The following is a 16807-nucleotide window of genomic DNA, read 5'->3' as shown; positions in this document are numbered from 1 at the left end:
GGTCTGGAGGCCTATTTCGGCAGCGCGACCGGCGTATCGGCCTGCTGCGCCAGATAGGCCAGAAGGTCGGCGCGCTGCTGCTCGGAGCGGATGCCGGCAAACGACATGGTGGTGCCGGGAATGGCGGTGCGCGGCGAGCCGAGGAAGGCGAACAGCGCCTCGAAGCTCCAGGGCTCCGCGCTCTTGCCTTTCATGGCGGCCGAATAATTGAAGCCGGGCGAAGCGGCATGCGGGCGGCTGACAATACCGTAAAGGCCTGGGCCGGCGCCGTTCGGACCGCCCTTGGTGGCATTGTGGCAGGCCTGGCACTGGCGGAACACGGCGGCCCCGTTGGCCGGATTGGCCGAGGCCATGATCTCGGCGATCGGCTTGGCCGGGGCGGCCGCAGCAGCGGCCGCGCCAGCAGCCGGCGCTGCCGCAACGGCAACCTCGAAACCGGGTTTTGCCGGCTTGGTCGGCTTGAAGATCACGTCATTGGCGAGAATGCTGCCGCCAAGCGTGCTCGTCCCCACCAGCAGCAGAGCCATCGCGATCTTGTTGAATTCAAATCCGTCCATCGGGACAAGCTCCAGGCAACCGGCGACGCGTCGACATTAAAAGGAGTGCGCAAAAACCCGCGCGGATGACGCCGGCCAATTCGGCGCGGACACTATCCAATTTGCTCCTCTGGAGGCAACCCGTATAAGCACGCTTCTCGCATGCTACTTTTTGACGCCTCCAAACTGGCCTTCTACCCCAAAATCCCTCGATGACAACCTCTATCGTCCTGATCCCCGCGCGCATGAGCGCCTCGCGCCTGCCGGGCAAGCCGCTCGCCGATATCGGCGGACAGCCGATGATCGTGCAGGTCATGCGGCGGGCCGAAGCGGCCGGCCTCGGTCCGGTGGTGGTGGCGACCGATTCGGCCGAGATCGTCGCGGCGGTCGAGGCCGCTGGCGGTCGCGCCGTGATGACCCGCGCCGATCATCCGACCGGCTCCGACCGGATCCGGGAAGCGGCCGACCTGGTCGACCCGGACCGGCTGATCGAGCGCATCGTCAATGTCCAGGGCGACCTGCCGACCATCGACCCGAAGGTGGTGCGCGCCTCGGCCGACCTGCTCGACGATCCCCTGGTCGACATCGGCACGCTGGCGGCGGTGATCACCCGCCACGAGGAGATCAACAATCCCAATGTGGTCAAGGTGATCGGCACGCCGCTCGGCGACCGCCGGCTCCGGGCGCTCTATTTCACCCGCGCCACGGCGCCATCGGGCGACGGGCCGCTCTATCACCATATCGGGCTTTACGCCTATCGGCGCGCCGCCCTCGACCGTTTCGTCGCGCTGCCGCCGGCGCCGCTCGAAAAACGCGAGCGGCTCGAGCAGCTGCGCGCGCTGGAAAACGGCATGCGCATCGATGTCGCTGTCGTCGATGCCGTGCCGCTGGGTGTCGACACGCCGGCCGATCTCGAACGAGCCCGTGCGCTGATCGCCCAAGCCTGATAGATGCCGCCTGACAGATCCACGATGACCCCATTCGAAGCTGATGACCCTGAGCGGAGCTCGCGTCCCATGATCCTCGCGCCGAAGCGCATTTCCTTCCAGGGCGAACTCGGAGCCAATTCGCATATCGCGGCGAATGACGTGTTTCCGCAGGCCGACGTGCTGCCGTGCCCGAGCTTCGAGGACGCCTTCGCCGCCGTGCAGAACGGCGAGGCCGATCTCGGCATGATCCCGATCGAGAATTCGATCGCCGGCCGCGTCGCCGACGTCCACCATCTGCTGCCGCGCGCCGGCCTGCACATCATCGGCGAATATTTCCTGCCGATCCGCTTCCAGCTGATGGCGATCAAGGGCGCATCGCTCGCCACCATCAAGACCGCGCGCAGCCACATCATGGGCATCGGCCAGTGCCGGCTGATCATCCGCAAGCTCGGCCTGAAGCCGGTGGTCGCGGGCGACACGGCCGGTTCGGCGCGCGAGGTGGCGGAGGCCTGCGACCCGACACAAGCCGCCATCGCGCCGAGGCTCGCGGCCGAGGTCTATGGCCTCGACATCCTCGCCGAGGACATCGAGGACGCTGCTCACAACACCACGCGCTTCGTCATCCTGTCGCGCCAGAAGATCTGGGCCGCACCCAACCAGAACTGCCTGACCAGCTTCGTCTTTCAGGTGCGCAACGTGCCGGCCGCGCTCTACAAGGCGACCGGCGGCTTCGCCACCAACGGCGTCAACATGACCAAGCTCGAAAGCCACATGATCGACGGCCGCTTCGTCGCCACCGAGTTCTATGCCGAGATCGAGGGCCATCCGGACGACCGGCCGGTCAAGCTGGCGCTGGAAGAGCTCGCCTTCTTCGCCAAGGAACTGACCATTCTCGGCGTGTTTCCGCAGCACCCCTGGCGCAACGAAGTGGAAAAGCAGATCGCCGAGTAAATCCGGCGGCCCGAATCGCGGCAATGTCGCGACAAGGATGGGCGGCGCCATGGACTACGACACATTTCGTCTCGCGGTGGCGCTCGCCGATACCGGCGACCTCGGCAAGGCCGGCGCGCGTGCCGGCGGCATCGGCAAGCGCACCGTCACGGCGCGCATCGCCCAGCTCGAGCGGCGGATTGGCGCGCTGCTGTTCGATCATTCCGGCAAGACGGTGCGGCTGACGCCGGCGGGCGAAGCCTTTGTCGGCGAGGCACGCCTGGCGCTTGCCGCCTCTGAGCGGGCCGAGCGGCTGGCGCGCGCCGTCGCCGGGCGCCCCGACACGATCGCCATCGGGGTTGCCGCCGGCGCACTGTTCGGGCCGCTGCGCGACATTGCCGAGGATCCGGCCTGGGCCGAGGCCGGGCTCGCGCCCGAGATTCACGACCTGCAGGCCGCCGATCAATTGCAGGCACTCGCCGACGGCCGGCTGGTGCTGGGGTTTCTCAGCCCGCCCTTTGCCGCGACGCCGCGCCTGGAGCATCGCATCGTGGCGGCCTCCAAATGGTCGGCGGCGGTGCCCCAGGCCGATGCCCATCTGCGCAAGACGGTCAGCCTCGCCAATCTCGCCCGCAAGCCGCTCGTCATGCTCGACCGCGCGCTCGCGCCGCTCGTCCATGACGGGCTCATCGGCGCCTTCAGGGCAACCGGCGCCGATCCCCATGTCGCGCAAAGCGCCAGGGAATGGCCGTCGGTCCTCGCCATGGTGGCGCTCGGCCTCGGTTCGGCGCTGGTGCCCTCGGTGATCGCCAAGCGCCTGACCGTCGACGGCGCGACCATCCTGCCGCTGGCCGAGGCGGCCGATCTGCCGCCCTGGACCACCGCCTGCGCCTGGATGCCGCAACCGCCGGGCTCGCGCGCAGCCGAAGCCATCGCGCTGGTCAAGAAGCGGCTCGGCTAACAGCCGATCGGTGGGGCCGGCCTATTCCCTGATCACCAGGCCGCCATCGACGAAGGCCCGGATGAGGTGATGGGCGATGGCGATCGGCGGCGGGCAGGACAGCCGCTCGGGATGCTGGCGCGCCAGCATCATCCAGCACTCCTCGCGGGTGAACCAGCGTGCGTCCTCGAGCTCCTCGGTGTCGATCTCGATCTCGCGCGAGGTCGCCTCGGCATGGCAGCCGATCATCAGCGAGCCGGGGAAGGGCCAGGGCTGGTCGAACAGATAACCGACCCGGCCGACCGCAATATGGGCTTCTTCCATGATCTCGCGACGCACCGCGTCGGCAATCGTCTCGCCCGGCTCCAGGAAGCCGGCGAGCGCCGAATACATGCCCGGCGGAAACCGGCGCTGGCGGCCCATCAGGCAGCGGTCGCCGTCGACCGCCAGCATGATCACCACCGGATCGGTGCGCGGAAAATGCACCGCCTGGCAGGTCGGGCAATCGCGCCGCCAGCCGGCCTGGGCCGCCGTCGAGGGCGAGCCGCATTTGCCGCAGAAGCGGTGGGTCGTGTGCCAGTACATCAAGGCCTTGCCCTCGGCCATCGGCCCGAGGTGATGGGCCTCGACCAGCCCGGCGACCGCGATCGAGCGCATGTCGGTGACCAGGAGGCTCGGATCCGCGAGCTTCACCTCGGGGATGCGATAGGCTTCCGGGTCGGGCTTGGCGAAGTCGGGCAGGAGGCGGGCAAAACGCGGCGCGCCATTGGCGAGGCCGAGGAAAGCCGTCTCCAGGCCGGGACCGAACGGCTCGGCTTCGGCCAGCGTGAACAGCGGGTCGGCCATCTCGCCATTGCGCCTGAGCACCGGCGTTTCGCCACCGAACAGGTAGAGCCGGGCGCGCGGATCGGCGAGCGTGGCCGCCACCCAGCCGGCATCGCCGCGCTTGGCGCTCATCCGGTCGAGCGTATTTTCGGTATAGCCGAGGCTGATCGGCGGAAGCTTGGGCATGGGGTCGAAATCGGACATATGGGGCTTCTTTTCGATCTGAAGGCGCCGACGCTCGCACGGCTCATGCGCCCGAGCAACGCGTCAGCCGGTGACGAGCCTTGCAGCCAGCGCCGCGACCAGGCCAGCGCGCGGCGTATCGCCATAGGCCTGCGGCGGCGCCTTGCCCCAGACCGGGCCGGGCCAGGCGGGATCGCCGCGGAAGCGCGCGATGACATGAACATGAAGCTGCGGCACCATATTGCCGAGCGCCGCGACATTGAGCTTGTCGCAATGGGTCATCGCCCGCAGCACGCCGGAGGCGAGCGCGATCTCGTCCATCAGGGCGATGCGGTCGGCGCGCGCCAGATCGGCGATTTCCACAGCTCCGTCGCGGCGCGGAATCAGAATGAGCCAGGGATAGGTGGCATCGTTCATCAGCCTGATATGACAGAGCGAAAGGTCGGTCACCGGCACCGAATCGGCGGCCAGCCGCGGGTCGATCTCGAGGTCGTGCTGTTCACTGGTCATGGCGGATGCCTTTCGAATCGGCTTGAGTTCGGCGTCTCGACGCTCCATATAGACCCTGGGAGGTTGGCGGTGGACGAGACTCTCGCCAACCCGGTCAGGTCCGGAAGGAAGCAGCCGTAACGAGCCCGTTTCGGGTCGCGTGTCAGCCTCCCACTTCAACACACGTCGAGCGCGCAATGGATTCCACGCCCGAGAACGAACCCGGGTTCGATCTCGGGGTGACAGAGCCCGCAGCAGGCGCGAGCTATCGCGTGCTCGCCCGCAAATACCGCCCGCAGAGCTTCGAGGACCTGATCGGCCAGGAGGCCATGGTCCGGACCCTGTCGAATGCCTTCGACACCGGCCGGATCGCCCAGGCCTATGTGTTCACCGGCGTGCGCGGGGTCGGCAAGACCACCACCGCCCGCATTCTGGCCCGCGCCCTCAATTACGAACTGCCCGGCGAGATCGACAAGCCGTCGATCCACCTGTCCAGGCCCGGCATCCACTGCCAGGCGATCATGGAAGGCCGGCATGTCGACGTGATGGAGATCGACGCGGCCTCCCATACCGGCATTGACGACGTCCGGGCGATTACCGACGGCGCGCGTTATGCGCCGGTGTCGGCGCGCTACAAGGTCTATATCGTCGACGAGGTCCACATGCTCTCGGAGAAGGCGTGGAACGCCTTCCTGAAGACGCTGGAGGAACCGCCGGCCCATGTGAAGTTCATGTTCGCCACCACCGAGATCCGCAAGGTGCCGGTGACGGTGCTGTCGCGCTGCCAGCGCTTCGATCTCCGGCGCGTCGATGCCGACGTGCTGGTACGCCACCTGCAATCGATCTGCGGCAAGGAAAAGGTCGAGGTCGAGGCCGACGCGCTCGGGCTGATCGCGCGCGCCGGCGAAGGCTCGGTGCGCGACAGCCTGTCGATCCTCGACCAGGCGATTGCGCACGGTGCCGGCCAGGTGAGTTCGGACGAGGTCCGCCGCATGCTGGGCCTGGCCGACCGCGCGCGGGTCATCGACCTGTTCGAACATTTGATGTCGGGCAATATCGCCGCCGCCATGGCCGAGCTGAAAAGCCAGTATGACGACGGCGCCGACCCGGAAATCGTGCTGACGGAACTGGCCGAATTCGTCCATTTCGTCACCCGCGTGAAGGTCGTGCCGCAGGCTGCCGATGACCTGTCGTTCAGCGAGACCGAACGCGACCGCGGCCGCATCTTCGCGGCCAAGCTGTCGCACCGGGTGCTGACGCGGGCCTGGCAGATGCTGATGAAGGGCATCGAGGAGGTCGGCCGCTCGCCGAAACCCTTCGCCTCCGCCGACATGGTGCTGGTGCGCATCGCTTATGCCGCCGACCTGCCGACGCCCGACGAAGCCTTGCGCATGCTGGCCGACGGCTCGGCGGCGGCCTCCGCGCCGGCGCTGCGCGCGCCGGGCAACGGCAATGGTGGTGGCGCAAACGGCCATGGCGCGGGAAATCTGGGCGCGGGAAATCTGGGCGCGGGAAATCTCGGCGCGGGCAACCTTGGCGCCAGCAATGCCGCGGTCGCGCCCAGGCTTCAGTCGGTCGCCATGCCGGAGCGCGCGCCGGCGGCGATGCAGGCCCCGGCCGCCATGCAGGCGCCTTTGGCAGCGCCAGCCCAGCCGGGCCTGGTGCTCGCATCCTTCCCCGAGGTGGTGAAGCTCGTCGCCGACAAACGCGATATCCGGTTGAAGAGCGCGCTCGAGCGCGACGTGCACCTGGTGCGCTGCGAGGACGGCCGGCTCGACATCCGGCTGACCCGCCAGGCGCTGCCGACGCTCGCCGGCGACATTCAGAAAAAACTGTCGGACTGGACCGGCAAGCGCTGGATGGTCACCGTGTCGTCGGAAGACGGTGAACCGACCCTCCGCGAACAGCAGGAGGCCGAACAGGCCGCCCGCGAGCGCGGCGTTCTCGCCCATCCGACCATCCAGGCCATCCTGACCCGCTTTCCGGGCGCCGAGATCGTCTCGGTCCGGCCGTTGAACGATCAGGTCGACGGCGCCGTCGCCGCACCCGTCGAGCGCGACGACGATGACGACAATTGGGAGCCGGTGGCCCCCTGGGACGACGACTTCTGACTTGAGGGTGACGCCATGAAAGACATCATGGGCTTGATGAAACAGGCACAGGCCATGCAGGCCAAGCTGCAGGAGGCGCAGGCCGACATGGACCGCACCGAGGTCGAAGGGTCGGCCGGCGGCGGCATGGTCACCGTGCGGCTGACCGCCAAGGGTGACATGAAGGGCCTGGCGATCGACGCCTCGCTGCTCAAGGCGGACGAGAAAGAAATCGTCGAGGACCTGATCGTCGCCGCCCATGCCGATGCGCGCAAGAAGGCCGAAATCGTGATGGCGGAGCGGATGAAGGCGGTGACCGGCGGCCTGCCCTTGCCGCCCGGCATGAAACTGCCGTTCTAATGCATGATTGATTTCGGCTTGGCCCCTGCATCAGGGGCGGCCGTCCTTCGAGGCTCACTGCGCTCGCACCTCAGGATGAGGATTGTTGAGAACTGCGGCAGCGGCGGTGCAGGTGCGCAAGATGCGCGCGAGGCTGCATGAGCCACGCTGATGCAGCACACCACCCGCCCTCATCCTGAGGTGCGAGCGCAGCGAGCCTCGAAGGACCACTATCTGGACTGCAGCACCACGGGTGTATCAATCCGGAATATGCGTCCTCGCGAGCATATTTCGGCCCGCGAGAATCGACCCACCTCCGCCTGAGACAAGATTCCGATGCAGAGACGTGTCGCCGGCCCCGAGATCGAGCGGCTGATCCAGTTGCTCGCCAAGCTGCCGGGCCTCGGGCCCCGCTCGGCCAGGCGCGCCGCGCTGCATCTGGTCAAGAAGCGCGAGAGCCTGATGCAGCCGCTGACCGCGGCGCTGGAAGACGCGCTTGCCAAGATCGTCATCTGCTCGACCTGCGGCAATGTCGACACCTCCGACCCCTGCACGGTATGCAGCGATCCGCGCCGCGACGGCTCGGTCATCGTGGTGGTCGAGGATGTCTCCGATCTCTGGGCGCTGGAACGCGCCAGCGCCATCAATGCCAAATATCACGTGCTCGGCGGCACCCTGTCGCCGCTCGACGGCGTCGGGCCGCAGGACCTCAATATCGAGAGCCTGGTGACCCGGGTGCGCGAGAGCGGCGTGCGCGAAGTGATTCTCGCGGTCAACGCCACGGTCGATGGCCAGACCACCGCCCATTACGTCACCGACCTCTTGGCCAATACCGACGCCAAGGTGACGCGGCTGGCACATGGCGTGCCGGTCGGCGGCGAGCTCGACTATCTCGACGAGGGCACGATCACCGCGGCGATCCGCTCGCGCACCTCGTTCTGAGCTTGCCCGTCACAGGACCAGGTCGCGACGCGCCAGCCGTGCCGCGGTCGCGCGCGCGCCGACCTGGAACAGGCTGTCGAGCGCCCGTATCACCGGTTCGACGACACGCGGATCGGCGGCGAAATCGGCACCGAAGATCTCGCGGATGCCGAGCAGTGCCGGCGTGAGCCTCGCCGCAACCGGCCCGGCCTCGGCGGCGATGGTCCTCAGGCGGTCGGTCAAGGGATCGCGCAGGTCGATGATGCCGCCCTTTTCGTCCGAGCCTGTGACGTAGCGCATCCAGGCGGCGATCCCGAGCGCCATGACGCCGATCGGCTGGCCCTGGGCAAGCCGGTCGCGGGCCGGGGCGACCAGCCGCTGCGGCAGTTTCTGCGACCCGTCCATGGCGATCTGCCAGGTGCGATGGCGCAGTGCCGGGTTGGCGAAACGCCGCCTCAGGTTCTGCTTGTAGGCATCGAGATCGAAACCCGGCAGCGGCCGCAAGGTTGGTGTCGCCTCGTCCATCAGGCGGGCCACGACACTGAGGATACCAGCGTCGGCAACGGCGTCGGCGACCGTCTCGTAGCCGGCGAGGTAACCGAGATAGGCGAGCGTCGAATGGGCGCCGTTGAGCAGCCGGAGCTTCATCAGCTCGTAGGGCGCGACATCCCGAACCATTTCGACGCCGCTGGCCGCAAGGTCCGGCCGGCCGGTGGGGAAATGGTCCTCCACCACCCATTGCCAGAACGGTTCGGCGACGACAGGCCAGGCGTCAGCGACGCCGAGCGCGGCATCGACCTCGGTGCGGTCGGCATCGGCGGTCGCCGGCACGATGCGGTCGACCATGGTCGAAGGGCAGGCAAGCTCAGCCTCGATCCAGCGGCCGAGATCGGCGTCGCGCAGGCGAGCGAAACGTGTCAGCACCCGCTTCACCGTCGCGCCATTGGCCGGCAGATTGTCACAGGACAGCACCGTGAAAGGCGCGTGGCCGGCCCGGCGGCGGCGGCGCAAGGCTTCGACCAGGTAGCCCGGCGCCGAGCGCGGCAGGGCTTCGCTCAGATCGTGCTGGACATCTGGATGATCCTCGGCCAGCGCGCCGGTCGCCGGGTCGTGGCAATAGCCCTTTTCGGTGACCGTCAGCGAGACGATGCGCACCGCGGGATCGGCAAGCCTGGCCAAAAGCCGCTCCGGACCCTCGGGCGCGACCAGCACCTTGGCGATCGCGCCGATCACCCGGAAGCGCGTCGGTTCGGCCGAGCGGACCGCGAGCGTATAGAGCCCGTCCTGGGGTTTCAGCGCGTCGCGGGTATCGCCGGCGCGCAGCGAAGCCCCGACTATGCCCCAGCCGGTCTCGCCGGCGGCCAGGCGATCGTCGATCACCACCGCCTGGTGGGCGCGATGAAAGGCACCGATGCCGAGATGCACGATGCCTGATGTCACCGCGCCGCGATCATAGGCAGGCCTGGCGACGGACGGCGGAAGGCCGCCAAGCGTTGCATTCGACAGCCGGTTCACAGCCGATAAGCCTTCTTGGCCAGCCCATAGGCCAGGTCATGCGCCAGTTCGCCGGCCTCGTCCTCGTCGAGCCGGCCGGTCAGCACGAGTTCGGCGAGATGGCCGCAATCGACCCGGCGGGCGACGTCGTGGCGCGCCGGGATCGAGGGGAAGGCGCGGGTGTCGTCGTTGAAGCCGACGGTGTTGTAGAAACCGGCGGTCTCGATTGCCAGGTCCTTGAAACGCTTCATGCCTTCGACCGAATCGTAAAACCACCAGGGTGGCCCGAGGCGCAGCGCCGGATAGTGGCCGGCGAGCGGCGCAAGCTCTCGCGAATAGGCGGTTTCGTCGAGGGTGAACAGGATGATGGTCAGCCCGGGCTCGTTGCCGAACGCGTCGAGCAGCGGTTTCAACGCGCCGACATAGTCGGTCGGGCCGGGAATGTCGGCGCCCATGTCGCGGCCGAAACGGCCATGGACCTGGCAGTTGTGATTGCGCCGGGAGCCCGGATGGATCTGCAGGACCAGCCCGTCGTCCAGGCTCATGCGGGCCATTTCCGTCAACATCTGGCCACGGAACAGGTCGGCCTCGTCGGCGCCGGCGTCGCCCGTGACGATCCGGTGGAACAGCCGCTCGACCTCGACAGGGCCGAGATTGGCGGTCCTCGCCGAGGCATGGCCGTGGTCGGAAGCGGTCGCGCCATGGCTCTTGAAAAAGGCCCGGCGCTTGCGATGGGCGGCGAGATAACCGGTCCAGGTCGCGGTGTCCTCCCCGGTAATGTCGCCGAGCCGTCGGACATTGTCGCGAAAACCCTCGAAATCGGGATCGACCACGGCATCCGGCCGATAGGTGGTGACGACCCGGCCGGTCCAGCCGGAAGCGGCGATCCTGGCGTGCCATTGGAGGTCGTCGAGCGCGCCTTCGGTGGTGGCGATGACCTCGATGTCGAAGGTCTCGAACAGGGCGCGCGGCCGGTAGGCCGGGGTTTCCAGCGCCGCGGCGACGCGCTCATAAGCCGCATCGGCATTGGCGGCCGAGAGCCGCTCGTCGAGGCCGAACAGGGCCGCGAAGGCATGGTCGAGCCAGAGCCTGGTCGGGGTTGCCCGCAGCAAATGATAGTTCGCGGCGAACAGTCGCCAGATCTTGCGCGCATCGGTTTCGACCGGCGAACCGTCCTTGGCCGCGATGCCGAGCGCTTCCATCGGCACACCCTGGGAATAGAGCATGCGGAACACATAGTGATCGGGAATGACGAAGAGCCGGGCCGGATCGGCGAAGGGTTCGTTCTCGGCATACCAGCGCGGGTCGGTATGGCCATGCGGCGAGATGATCGGCAGCGTGGCGACGCTGTCGTAGAGGCGCCGGGCGATGGCCCGTGCCGCCGGTTCGATCGGCAAGAGCCGGTCCGGCGAACAGATGCGGCTTTCAGCCGGCGGCAGCCTCAGCGGCGTCATGCGACCTCCTCAGCGGGCTCGGTCGGCCCGACGATGATCATTTGGACATGGGTGAGATGGGCGAGCATGGCCGCGCGCGCCGCGACGGGATCGCGCGCGGCAAGAGCCCGGACGATGATGTGATGGTCGGCGAGCGTCATGCGGCGGTTTTCCGGCAGGCCGGTGCGCGTCGAGACGACCTCGAACAAGGGCGAGAACATCCGGTCCCACAGGCCCTCGACAATGGCGACCAGCACGGTATTGCCGGTTGCCCGGGCGATGGCGACATGGAAGGCCCGGTCGACGGTCTGGCTGGCGCGATGGTCGGGGCTCGCCTCGAGGTCGGCGATCAGGGCTTCGAGCGCCGCGACATGATCCGCCGAAGCACTGGTCGCGGCGAGCGCGGCGATTTCCGGCTCGACCATCCGGCGCGCCTGGATCAGTTCATGCGGGCTCGGGCCGGCATCGAAAGCCACCACGCGCGACGGCGGGGCATCGCTGACGGTAATGCCCGAACCCGTCCTGACCTCGACCAGGCCGGCGATCTCGAGCGCGATCATCGCCTCGCGCACGGTCGGGCGGCTGACCCCGAACATGCGGGCAAGCTCACGCTCGGCTGGCAAGCGTTCGCCCGGTTTCAGATCGCCACGGGCAACGAGATCGGCGACCTGGCGGGCGACGCGCTCGTAGAGCCTGTCCTGGTCAACGGCTTGAAACGGCGACACCAAGGCCTCCCGGCATGACCCGCGCAAGCTAATGGGGAGGCACGATTTGTCAAATGGTCAGGTGGTAAGGCCAATTTCGAGCGGCACCTCCTGCAAGATGTACTGGGTGTGTTTGCAGGCGACGGCTCGCTTCTAAGGGGGCACTTACGTCACCCCCGGCGAGCGAAGCGAGGGAAGGGGGCCCAGAAACCGAAAGGCGGTGCTTTGAGCGCGTGAAAGCCAAGTCATTTCAAAGCGCTGAACCACAAGCCCTTCAACCTCTGGACCCCCTTCCCTCGCTTCGCTCGCCGGGGGTGACGTAGAGATGCGCCGGCAATCAGTGACTTATTCCAGCGCAGCTCCTTGCCGAACGATGCCGCGCATGACGGGCGCCGAGCCTGAAAAGAAACTCGTCACGGCATCGCGGACGATCGCGTCGAGATCGGCCGGCGTCGGCGTGCCGTAAACGAAACGGCGGATGGCCAGATAGAAGATCCGGCCATGCAGGCCCCAGAACATCTCGCGCTCGCGCTCCGACAGCGGCGCTTCGGCCGGCGTCGGCAGGCCCAGCTCGTGGCGGAATTCCGCGCAGGCCGGCGCGATGATCCGCTCGGCCACGATGGTGAGATAACGATGGGTGATGTCGAAAGACTTGAGCCCGGAAAAAACGAAGATCCGGACCCAGTCGTGGTCGAAAACCCGCTCGACATATTCGAGATAGAACTGGGTCAGCCGCGCTTCCAGCGGGCGCTCGCGGTCGACGACAAGGCCGGCCCAGGACGGTTTCCAGCGGCTCAGATAGACCTGCTCGTAAACCCGCTCGATCAGCGCTTCCTTGCTCGGGAAATGCCGGTAGATCGCCGAATGGGTAATGCCCATGCGCTTGGCGAGCTCGCGGGTCTGGCCCTCGAAACCATGGGCGGCGAAGAAGCGCACGGCTTCGTCGACGATCAACTGCTCACGCGCCGGCGCCCGCATGTTGCGGCGGCGCGGCTTGGCCGGTTCTTGAGTCAAATCCGGGATTGCCAAATCCGGTGCCCCTTCATGCGGCGCTGCCGCCGTCCGCTCCTTTGATCACGACACGACGGCCCTGCCAAGACGAAGTGACCAAATGGTCACTTCCTTGACGCGGTTCTAAACTCGTGTCTATGTTTGTGACCAAGTGGTCACAAGTTAAGAGAGCCATCCCTGGAAACGCAGCCTGGAGATCGCCGCCGGTGAAAGCGCGCGCGTTCAGTTATGTTCGCCCCAGAACCGTCGCCGAGGCGCTGAGCGCCTTTGCCGGCACGGATGGCGATGCGAGCTATATCGCCGGCGGACAAAGCCTGGTGCCGGCCCTGGCGCTTCGGCTGCAAGCGCCCGACCGGCTGATCGACATTGCCCATATAGAGGCCTTGCGCGGGGTCAGCCTCACCGGCGATCGCCTGCGCATTGGCGCCCTCACCCGCCATGCCGAGCTTTTGACCGATCCGCTGATCCTCAGGCACGCGCCGCTCCTCAGCGAAGCCGCGCCCTACATCGCCCACCCGGCCATTCGCAACAGGGGCACGATCGGCGGCAGCGTGGCGCTTGCCGACCCGGCCTCGGAACTGCCCGCCATGATGCTGGCGACGTCAGCCGAAATCGAGATCAGCGGCCCCGACGGGGTGCGGCTGGTGCCGGCGGACGACTATTTCCAGGACCTCTACCAGACCGCGCTGGAGCCCGGCGAATTGCTGACCGCAATCCTGGTGCCGCCGGTCGGCCCGGATGAACGCTGGGCCTTCGACGAACTGGCGCGCCGGCGCGGCGACTATGCCCTGGTTGGCGCGGGCGTGCAGGCAACCCTCGTCGACGGGACGATCGCCCGCCTGCGCATCGCTTTTCTGTCCGTCGGCGCGACCCCGGTCAGGGTCCATCAGGCCGAGGCAGCCCTGACCGGCGCGCCGCTCGACGCCACGTCGATCGCCCGTGCCCAGGCGGCGCTCGACGCCGATCTCGACCCGACCGACGATGCCCAGGTTCCAGCCGTGACCCGCCGGCACCTCGCCCGCGTCCTGCTCGGCCGCCTGCTCGGCCGGCTGGCGAGGCCGGCATGACGGCGAAGGTTTCCGTTACCCTGACGGTCAATGGCGAAACCCACCAGGGCGCGGTCGAGCCGCGCCTGTCGCTGGTCGATTTTCTGCGCCAGGACCTTGAGCTGACCGGCAGCCATATCGGCTGCGAAATGGGCGCCTGCGGCGCTTGCCTGGTGCTGGTCGACGACCGGCCGGTGCATGCCTGCCTGATGTTCGCGGTGCAGGCCGAAGGCAGCACCGTCGAGACCGTGGAAGGCCTGACCGAACGCGGTGCGCTGGCCGATCTGCAGGCGGCCTTCCGCGACCGCAACGCCCTGCAATGCGGCTTCTGTACGCCGGGCATGCTGGCCTCGGCCTATGCGATCCTCGCCCGCGGCGGCGTGCCGTCGCGCGATCAGATCCGCGATGCCCTGTCCGGCAATTACTGTCGATGTACCGGCTACGAGGCGATCGTCGACGCGATCGAGGCGACCGCCCGGACGCGGGCCGCCGCTCATGCGCAAGCGCTCCGGCCCCAAGCGCGCCTGCCCGACGAGGCTCGGCCATGAACGCGCCGCTGAGCAGGCTCGATCGCCCCAACTCCTATATCGGCCGTGCCGTCACCCGGCCGAACGCCATGCGGCTCCTGTCGGGACGCGGGCGCTTCGTCAGCGACCTCGTGCTGCCGCGCATGCTGCATGCCGCCTTCGTGCGCAGCCCCTATGCCCATGCCCGGATCACCGGCATCGACACCGCGGAAGCCGCCGCCATGCCGGGCGTCCGGCTGATTGCGACCGGCGCGGATCTGGCGAAGATCTGCACGCCGTGGACCGGCACGCTCGACCATTTCAAGGGCATGAAATCGTCGCCGCAACTGCCCTTGCCGCTCGACGAGGTGGTTTGGGCCGGCCAGGCGGTGGTGGCTGTTGTCGCCGACACCAGGGCCGCGGCGGAAGATGCGGCGGAAGCGGTGCTGATCGATTTCGAGGAGCTCGCCGTCGTCGGCGATATCGACGCGGCGCGCGCAGAGGGCGCCGAGCGCGCCTCCGGCAGCATCGACGACAACATCTGTTTCAAGACGCTGATCGATGCCGGCGCGGTGGACGAGGTCTTCGCCGGCGCCGCCCATGTGGTCGAGACCGAGCTCCGTTTCGGCCGGCATACGGCGGTGACGCTCGAACCACGCTCGATCCTCGCCGACTACGACCCGAGCGAGCGGCAGCTGACGGTGCATCACGCCACCCAGACGCCCTACCAGTTCCAGGATCTTTACAGCCGGCATTTCGGCCTGGCCGAAGCGCGCGTCAGGGTCATCGCGCCCGATATCGGCGGTTCGTTCGGCATGAAGCTGCATGTCTATCACGAGGACATGGCGGTGGTGGGCTTGAGCATTCTGATCGGCCGCCCGGTGCGCTACGTCGCCGACCGGATCGAAGCCTTCGTCTCCGATATTCATGCCCGCGACCACCGGGTCCGGGCGCGCCTGGCAACCGACGCCGAAGGCACCATCCTCGCCATGGATGTCGACGACGTCACCGGCGTCGGCGCCTTCTCGACCTATCCACGCACCAGCGTGGTCGAGGGCAATCAGGTCATCCGGCTGATCGGCGCGCCCTACCGCTTCGCCAACTATCGCGCCGGGCTCAGCGTGGTGTTCCAGAACAAGGTGCAGACCAGCCAGTATCGCGCGGTCGGCCACCCCATCGCCTGCGCGGTGACCGAGCGCCTGGTCGATCTGGCCGCGGCCGAGGCCGGCCTCGATCCTTTCGCCTTCAGGGCGAAGAACCTGATCTCCGATGACGCCTATCCGGCAACGTCTGCGACCGGCTACCGTTTCGAGAAGCTGTCGCATGAGGTCTGCCTCGCCAGGCTGAAGGCGATGATGGACTATGACGGCCTCCGTCTCGATCAGGCCGAGGCGCGGACACGCGGCGTTCATCGCGGCATCGGCATTGCCACCTTCGTCGAGATCACCAATCCGAGCCCGGCCTTTTACGGCATCGGTGGCGCCCATATCTCGGCTCAGGACGGCGCGGTGGTGAAGATCACGCCATCAGGCGAGGTGCAGTGCCTGGTTTCGGTCACCGAACAGGGCCAGGGCACCGAGACGATCATCGGCCAGATCGTCGCCGAGAAGCTCGGCGTCGACCGTGACCGCGTCAAGGTGATCACCGGCGATACCGACATCACCCCGCATGGCGGCGCGACCTGGGCCTGCCGCGGCGCCGGCATCGGCGGCGAGACGGCGTTCCAGGCTGCCAAGGCGCTGAAACGCAATGTCCTTGGCATCGCCGCGGCCATCCTGCAGGCGCGCGCCGACGATCTCGACCTGATCGACGGCCAGGTGGTCGAGCAGGCCGGCGGCGCGCCGCGCATGAGCCTCGCCGAGGTTGCGCGCATTGCCTATTTCCGCTCCGACATCCTGCCGCCCGGCACCCAGGCGCAGCTGACGGTGGCGCATCATTTCGCGCCCGAAGGTTATCCCTTCGCCTTCACCAACGGCATCCAGGGCTGCCATGTCGAGGTCGATGTCGAGACCGGCTTCGTCAAGGTGCTGAAGCACTGGGTGGTCGAGGATTGCGGCACCATCATCAATCCCATGCTGGTCGACGAGCAGGTGCGCGGCGGCGTGGTCCAGGGCCTCGGCGCGGCCTTGTTCGAGGAATGCCTTTATGACGACAACGGCCAGCTGACCAACGGCTCGCTCGCCGACTATCTCGTGCCGATGGCCTGCGAGATGCCCGACATCGTCATTGGCCATGTCGAGACGCCGACCAAGGATACCGAGCTCGGCGCCAAGGGCTGCGGCGAAGCCGGAACGGCCGCCGCCTCGGCCGCCGCGCTCAATGCGGTCAACGACGCGATCGCGCCGTTCGAAGCCGCCATCGGCCGGATTCCAATGACACCGCACCGGATCCTGAGGGCCCTCGGGCGTGTCTGACAAACCAACCAACGACA

At 67.6% G+C, this 16807-nt stretch carries 16 protein-coding genes and 1 other RNA gene; 10 read left to right on the top strand and 7 right to left on the bottom strand.

From position 1 onward, the window contains the following. Positions 1 to 11: 11 nt before the first annotated feature. A complete protein-coding gene (locus tag E8M01_RS14890; protein WP_136960827.1) occupies positions 12 to 557 on the bottom strand; it encodes a c-type cytochrome in 546 nt (181 codons plus the stop codon). 191 nt (positions 558 to 748) lie between these two features. On the opposite strand from E8M01_RS14890, the gene E8M01_RS14885 reads away from it, so the two are divergent. The 3 genes from E8M01_RS14885 to E8M01_RS14875 all read left to right on the top strand — a co-directional run bounded on the left by E8M01_RS14885 (position 749) and on the right by E8M01_RS14875 (position 3356). Further along, a complete protein-coding gene (locus E8M01_RS14885; RefSeq protein ID WP_136960826.1) occupies positions 749 to 1483 on the top strand; it encodes a 3-deoxy-manno-octulosonate cytidylyltransferase in 735 nt (244 codons plus the stop codon). Positions 1484 to 1552: 69 nt separating this feature from the next. Next, entirely contained in the window at positions 1553 to 2416 is an 864-nt protein-coding gene (locus E8M01_RS14880; RefSeq protein ID WP_136960825.1) for a prephenate dehydratase, read from the top strand. 49 nt (positions 2417 to 2465) lie between these two features. Further along, entirely contained in the window at positions 2466 to 3356 is an 891-nt protein-coding gene (locus E8M01_RS14875; protein ID WP_170181904.1) for a LysR family transcriptional regulator, read from the top strand. A gap of 21 nt (positions 3357 to 3377) precedes the next feature. Here E8M01_RS14875 and nudC read toward each other — a convergent pair whose 3' ends face one another. Beyond that, entirely contained in the window at positions 3378 to 4364 is a 987-nt protein-coding gene (gene nudC / locus E8M01_RS14870) for an NAD(+) diphosphatase (RefSeq protein ID WP_136960823.1), read from the bottom strand. Between the two features lie 63 nt (positions 4365 to 4427). Continuing rightward, positions 4428 to 4853, bottom strand: coding sequence for an HIT family protein (locus E8M01_RS14865; RefSeq protein WP_136960822.1), 426 nt, complete (start codon positions 4851 to 4853; stop codon positions 4428 to 4430). 58 nt (positions 4854 to 4911) lie between these two features. On the opposite strand from E8M01_RS14865, the gene ffs reads away from it, so the two are divergent. The 4 genes from ffs to recR all read left to right on the top strand — a co-directional run bounded on the left by ffs (position 4912) and on the right by recR (position 8203). Beyond that, an RNA gene (ffs, locus tag E8M01_RS14860) (signal recognition particle sRNA small type) lies at positions 4912 to 5007 on the top strand. Positions 5008 to 5029: 22 nt separating this feature from the next. Continuing rightward, entirely contained in the window at positions 5030 to 6943 is a 1914-nt protein-coding gene (locus tag E8M01_RS14855; RefSeq protein ID WP_136960821.1) for a DNA polymerase III subunit gamma/tau, read from the top strand. Between the two features lie 15 nt (positions 6944 to 6958). Continuing rightward, positions 6959 to 7282, top strand: coding sequence for a YbaB/EbfC family nucleoid-associated protein (locus tag E8M01_RS14850; protein WP_136960820.1), 324 nt, complete (start codon positions 6959 to 6961; stop codon positions 7280 to 7282). A gap of 315 nt (positions 7283 to 7597) precedes the next feature. Next, on the top strand, positions 7598 to 8203 hold the full coding sequence (gene recR / locus E8M01_RS14845) for a recombination mediator RecR (RefSeq protein WP_136960819.1): 606 nt from the start codon (positions 7598 to 7600) through the stop codon (positions 8201 to 8203). A gap of 9 nt (positions 8204 to 8212) precedes the next feature. On the opposite strand, the gene E8M01_RS14840 is transcribed toward recR, so the two are convergent. The 4 genes from E8M01_RS14840 to E8M01_RS14825 all read right to left on the bottom strand — a co-directional run bounded on the left by E8M01_RS14840 (position 8213) and on the right by E8M01_RS14825 (position 12791). Beyond that, on the bottom strand, positions 8213 to 9697 hold the full coding sequence (locus E8M01_RS14840; RefSeq protein ID WP_136960818.1) for a mannitol dehydrogenase family protein: 1485 nt from the start codon (positions 9695 to 9697) through the stop codon (positions 8213 to 8215). Then, positions 9694 to 11130 (bottom strand): glucuronate isomerase, encoded by a 1437-nt coding sequence (gene uxaC, locus E8M01_RS14835; RefSeq protein WP_136960817.1) that lies wholly within the window; start codon positions 11128 to 11130, stop codon positions 9694 to 9696. Before uxaC ends, E8M01_RS14840 begins: the two co-directional genes overlap by 4 nt. Next, on the bottom strand, positions 11127 to 11834 hold the full coding sequence (locus E8M01_RS14830) for a FadR/GntR family transcriptional regulator (RefSeq protein WP_136960816.1): 708 nt from the start codon (positions 11832 to 11834) through the stop codon (positions 11127 to 11129). Before E8M01_RS14830 ends, uxaC begins: the two co-directional genes overlap by 4 nt. Before the next feature lie 324 nt (positions 11835 to 12158). Continuing rightward, entirely contained in the window at positions 12159 to 12791 is a 633-nt protein-coding gene (locus E8M01_RS14825) for a TetR/AcrR family transcriptional regulator (RefSeq protein WP_136964644.1), read from the bottom strand. A gap of 239 nt (positions 12792 to 13030) precedes the next feature. Here E8M01_RS14825 and E8M01_RS14820 point away from each other — a divergent pair, with 239 nt between their 5' ends. Genes E8M01_RS14820 through E8M01_RS14810 form a run of 3 tightly spaced genes read left to right on the top strand, consistent with a single transcriptional unit; the run spans position 13031 to position 16790 of the window. Continuing rightward, a complete protein-coding gene (locus E8M01_RS14820) occupies positions 13031 to 13891 on the top strand; it encodes an FAD binding domain-containing protein (RefSeq protein ID WP_136960815.1) in 861 nt (286 codons plus the stop codon). Continuing rightward, positions 13888 to 14418 (top strand): (2Fe-2S)-binding protein, encoded by a 531-nt coding sequence (locus E8M01_RS14815; RefSeq protein WP_136960814.1) that lies wholly within the window; start codon positions 13888 to 13890, stop codon positions 14416 to 14418. Before E8M01_RS14820 ends, E8M01_RS14815 begins: the two co-directional genes overlap by 4 nt. Then, entirely contained in the window at positions 14415 to 16790 is a 2376-nt protein-coding gene (locus E8M01_RS14810; RefSeq protein WP_136960813.1) for a xanthine dehydrogenase family protein molybdopterin-binding subunit, read from the top strand. Before E8M01_RS14815 ends, E8M01_RS14810 begins: the two co-directional genes overlap by 4 nt. Positions 16791 to 16807 lie beyond the last annotated feature (17 nt).

This window comes from Phreatobacter stygius, assembly GCF_005144885.1.
In the GTDB taxonomy this organism is placed as follows: domain Bacteria; phylum Pseudomonadota; class Alphaproteobacteria; order Rhizobiales; family Phreatobacteraceae; genus Phreatobacter; species Phreatobacter stygius.
The sequence above is the reverse complement of the archived record's forward strand: the minus strand, read 5'-3'. Positions and strand labels throughout refer to the sequence as shown.

What these genes read in the sequence shown, in the direction of transcription:
- uxaC (WP_136960817.1), bottom strand. Translation starts at nt 11,130, where the DNA reads ATGACGCCGCTGAGGCTGCCGCCGGCTGAAAGCCGCATCTGTTCGCCG.
- E8M01_RS14825 (WP_136964644.1), bottom strand. Translation starts at nt 12,791, where the DNA reads ATGCGGGCGCCGGCGCGTGAGCAGTTGATCGTCGACGAAGCCGTGCGC.
- E8M01_RS14865 (WP_136960822.1), bottom strand. Translation starts at nt 4,853, where the DNA reads ATGACCAGTGAACAGCACGACCTCGAGATCGACCCGCGGCTGGCCGCC.
- E8M01_RS14850 (WP_136960820.1), top strand. Translation starts at nt 6,959, where the DNA reads ATGAAAGACATCATGGGCTTGATGAAACAGGCACAGGCCATGCAGGCC.
- E8M01_RS14885 (WP_136960826.1), top strand. Translation starts at nt 749, where the DNA reads ATGACAACCTCTATCGTCCTGATCCCCGCGCGCATGAGCGCCTCGCGC.
- E8M01_RS14815 (WP_136960814.1), top strand. Translation starts at nt 13,888, where the DNA reads ATGACGGCGAAGGTTTCCGTTACCCTGACGGTCAATGGCGAAACCCAC.
- nudC (WP_136960823.1), bottom strand. Translation starts at nt 4,364, where the DNA reads ATGTCCGATTTCGACCCCATGCCCAAGCTTCCGCCGATCAGCCTCGGC.
- E8M01_RS14875 (WP_170181904.1), top strand. Translation starts at nt 2,466, where the DNA reads ATGGACTACGACACATTTCGTCTCGCGGTGGCGCTCGCCGATACCGGC.
- E8M01_RS14810 (WP_136960813.1), top strand. Translation starts at nt 14,415, where the DNA reads ATGAACGCGCCGCTGAGCAGGCTCGATCGCCCCAACTCCTATATCGGC.
- recR (WP_136960819.1), top strand. Translation starts at nt 7,598, where the DNA reads ATGCAGAGACGTGTCGCCGGCCCCGAGATCGAGCGGCTGATCCAGTTG.
- E8M01_RS14890 (WP_136960827.1), bottom strand. Translation starts at nt 557, where the DNA reads ATGGACGGATTTGAATTCAACAAGATCGCGATGGCTCTGCTGCTGGTG.
- E8M01_RS14855 (WP_136960821.1), top strand. Translation starts at nt 5,030, where the DNA reads ATGGATTCCACGCCCGAGAACGAACCCGGGTTCGATCTCGGGGTGACA.
- E8M01_RS14880 (WP_136960825.1), top strand. Translation starts at nt 1,553, where the DNA reads ATGATCCTCGCGCCGAAGCGCATTTCCTTCCAGGGCGAACTCGGAGCC.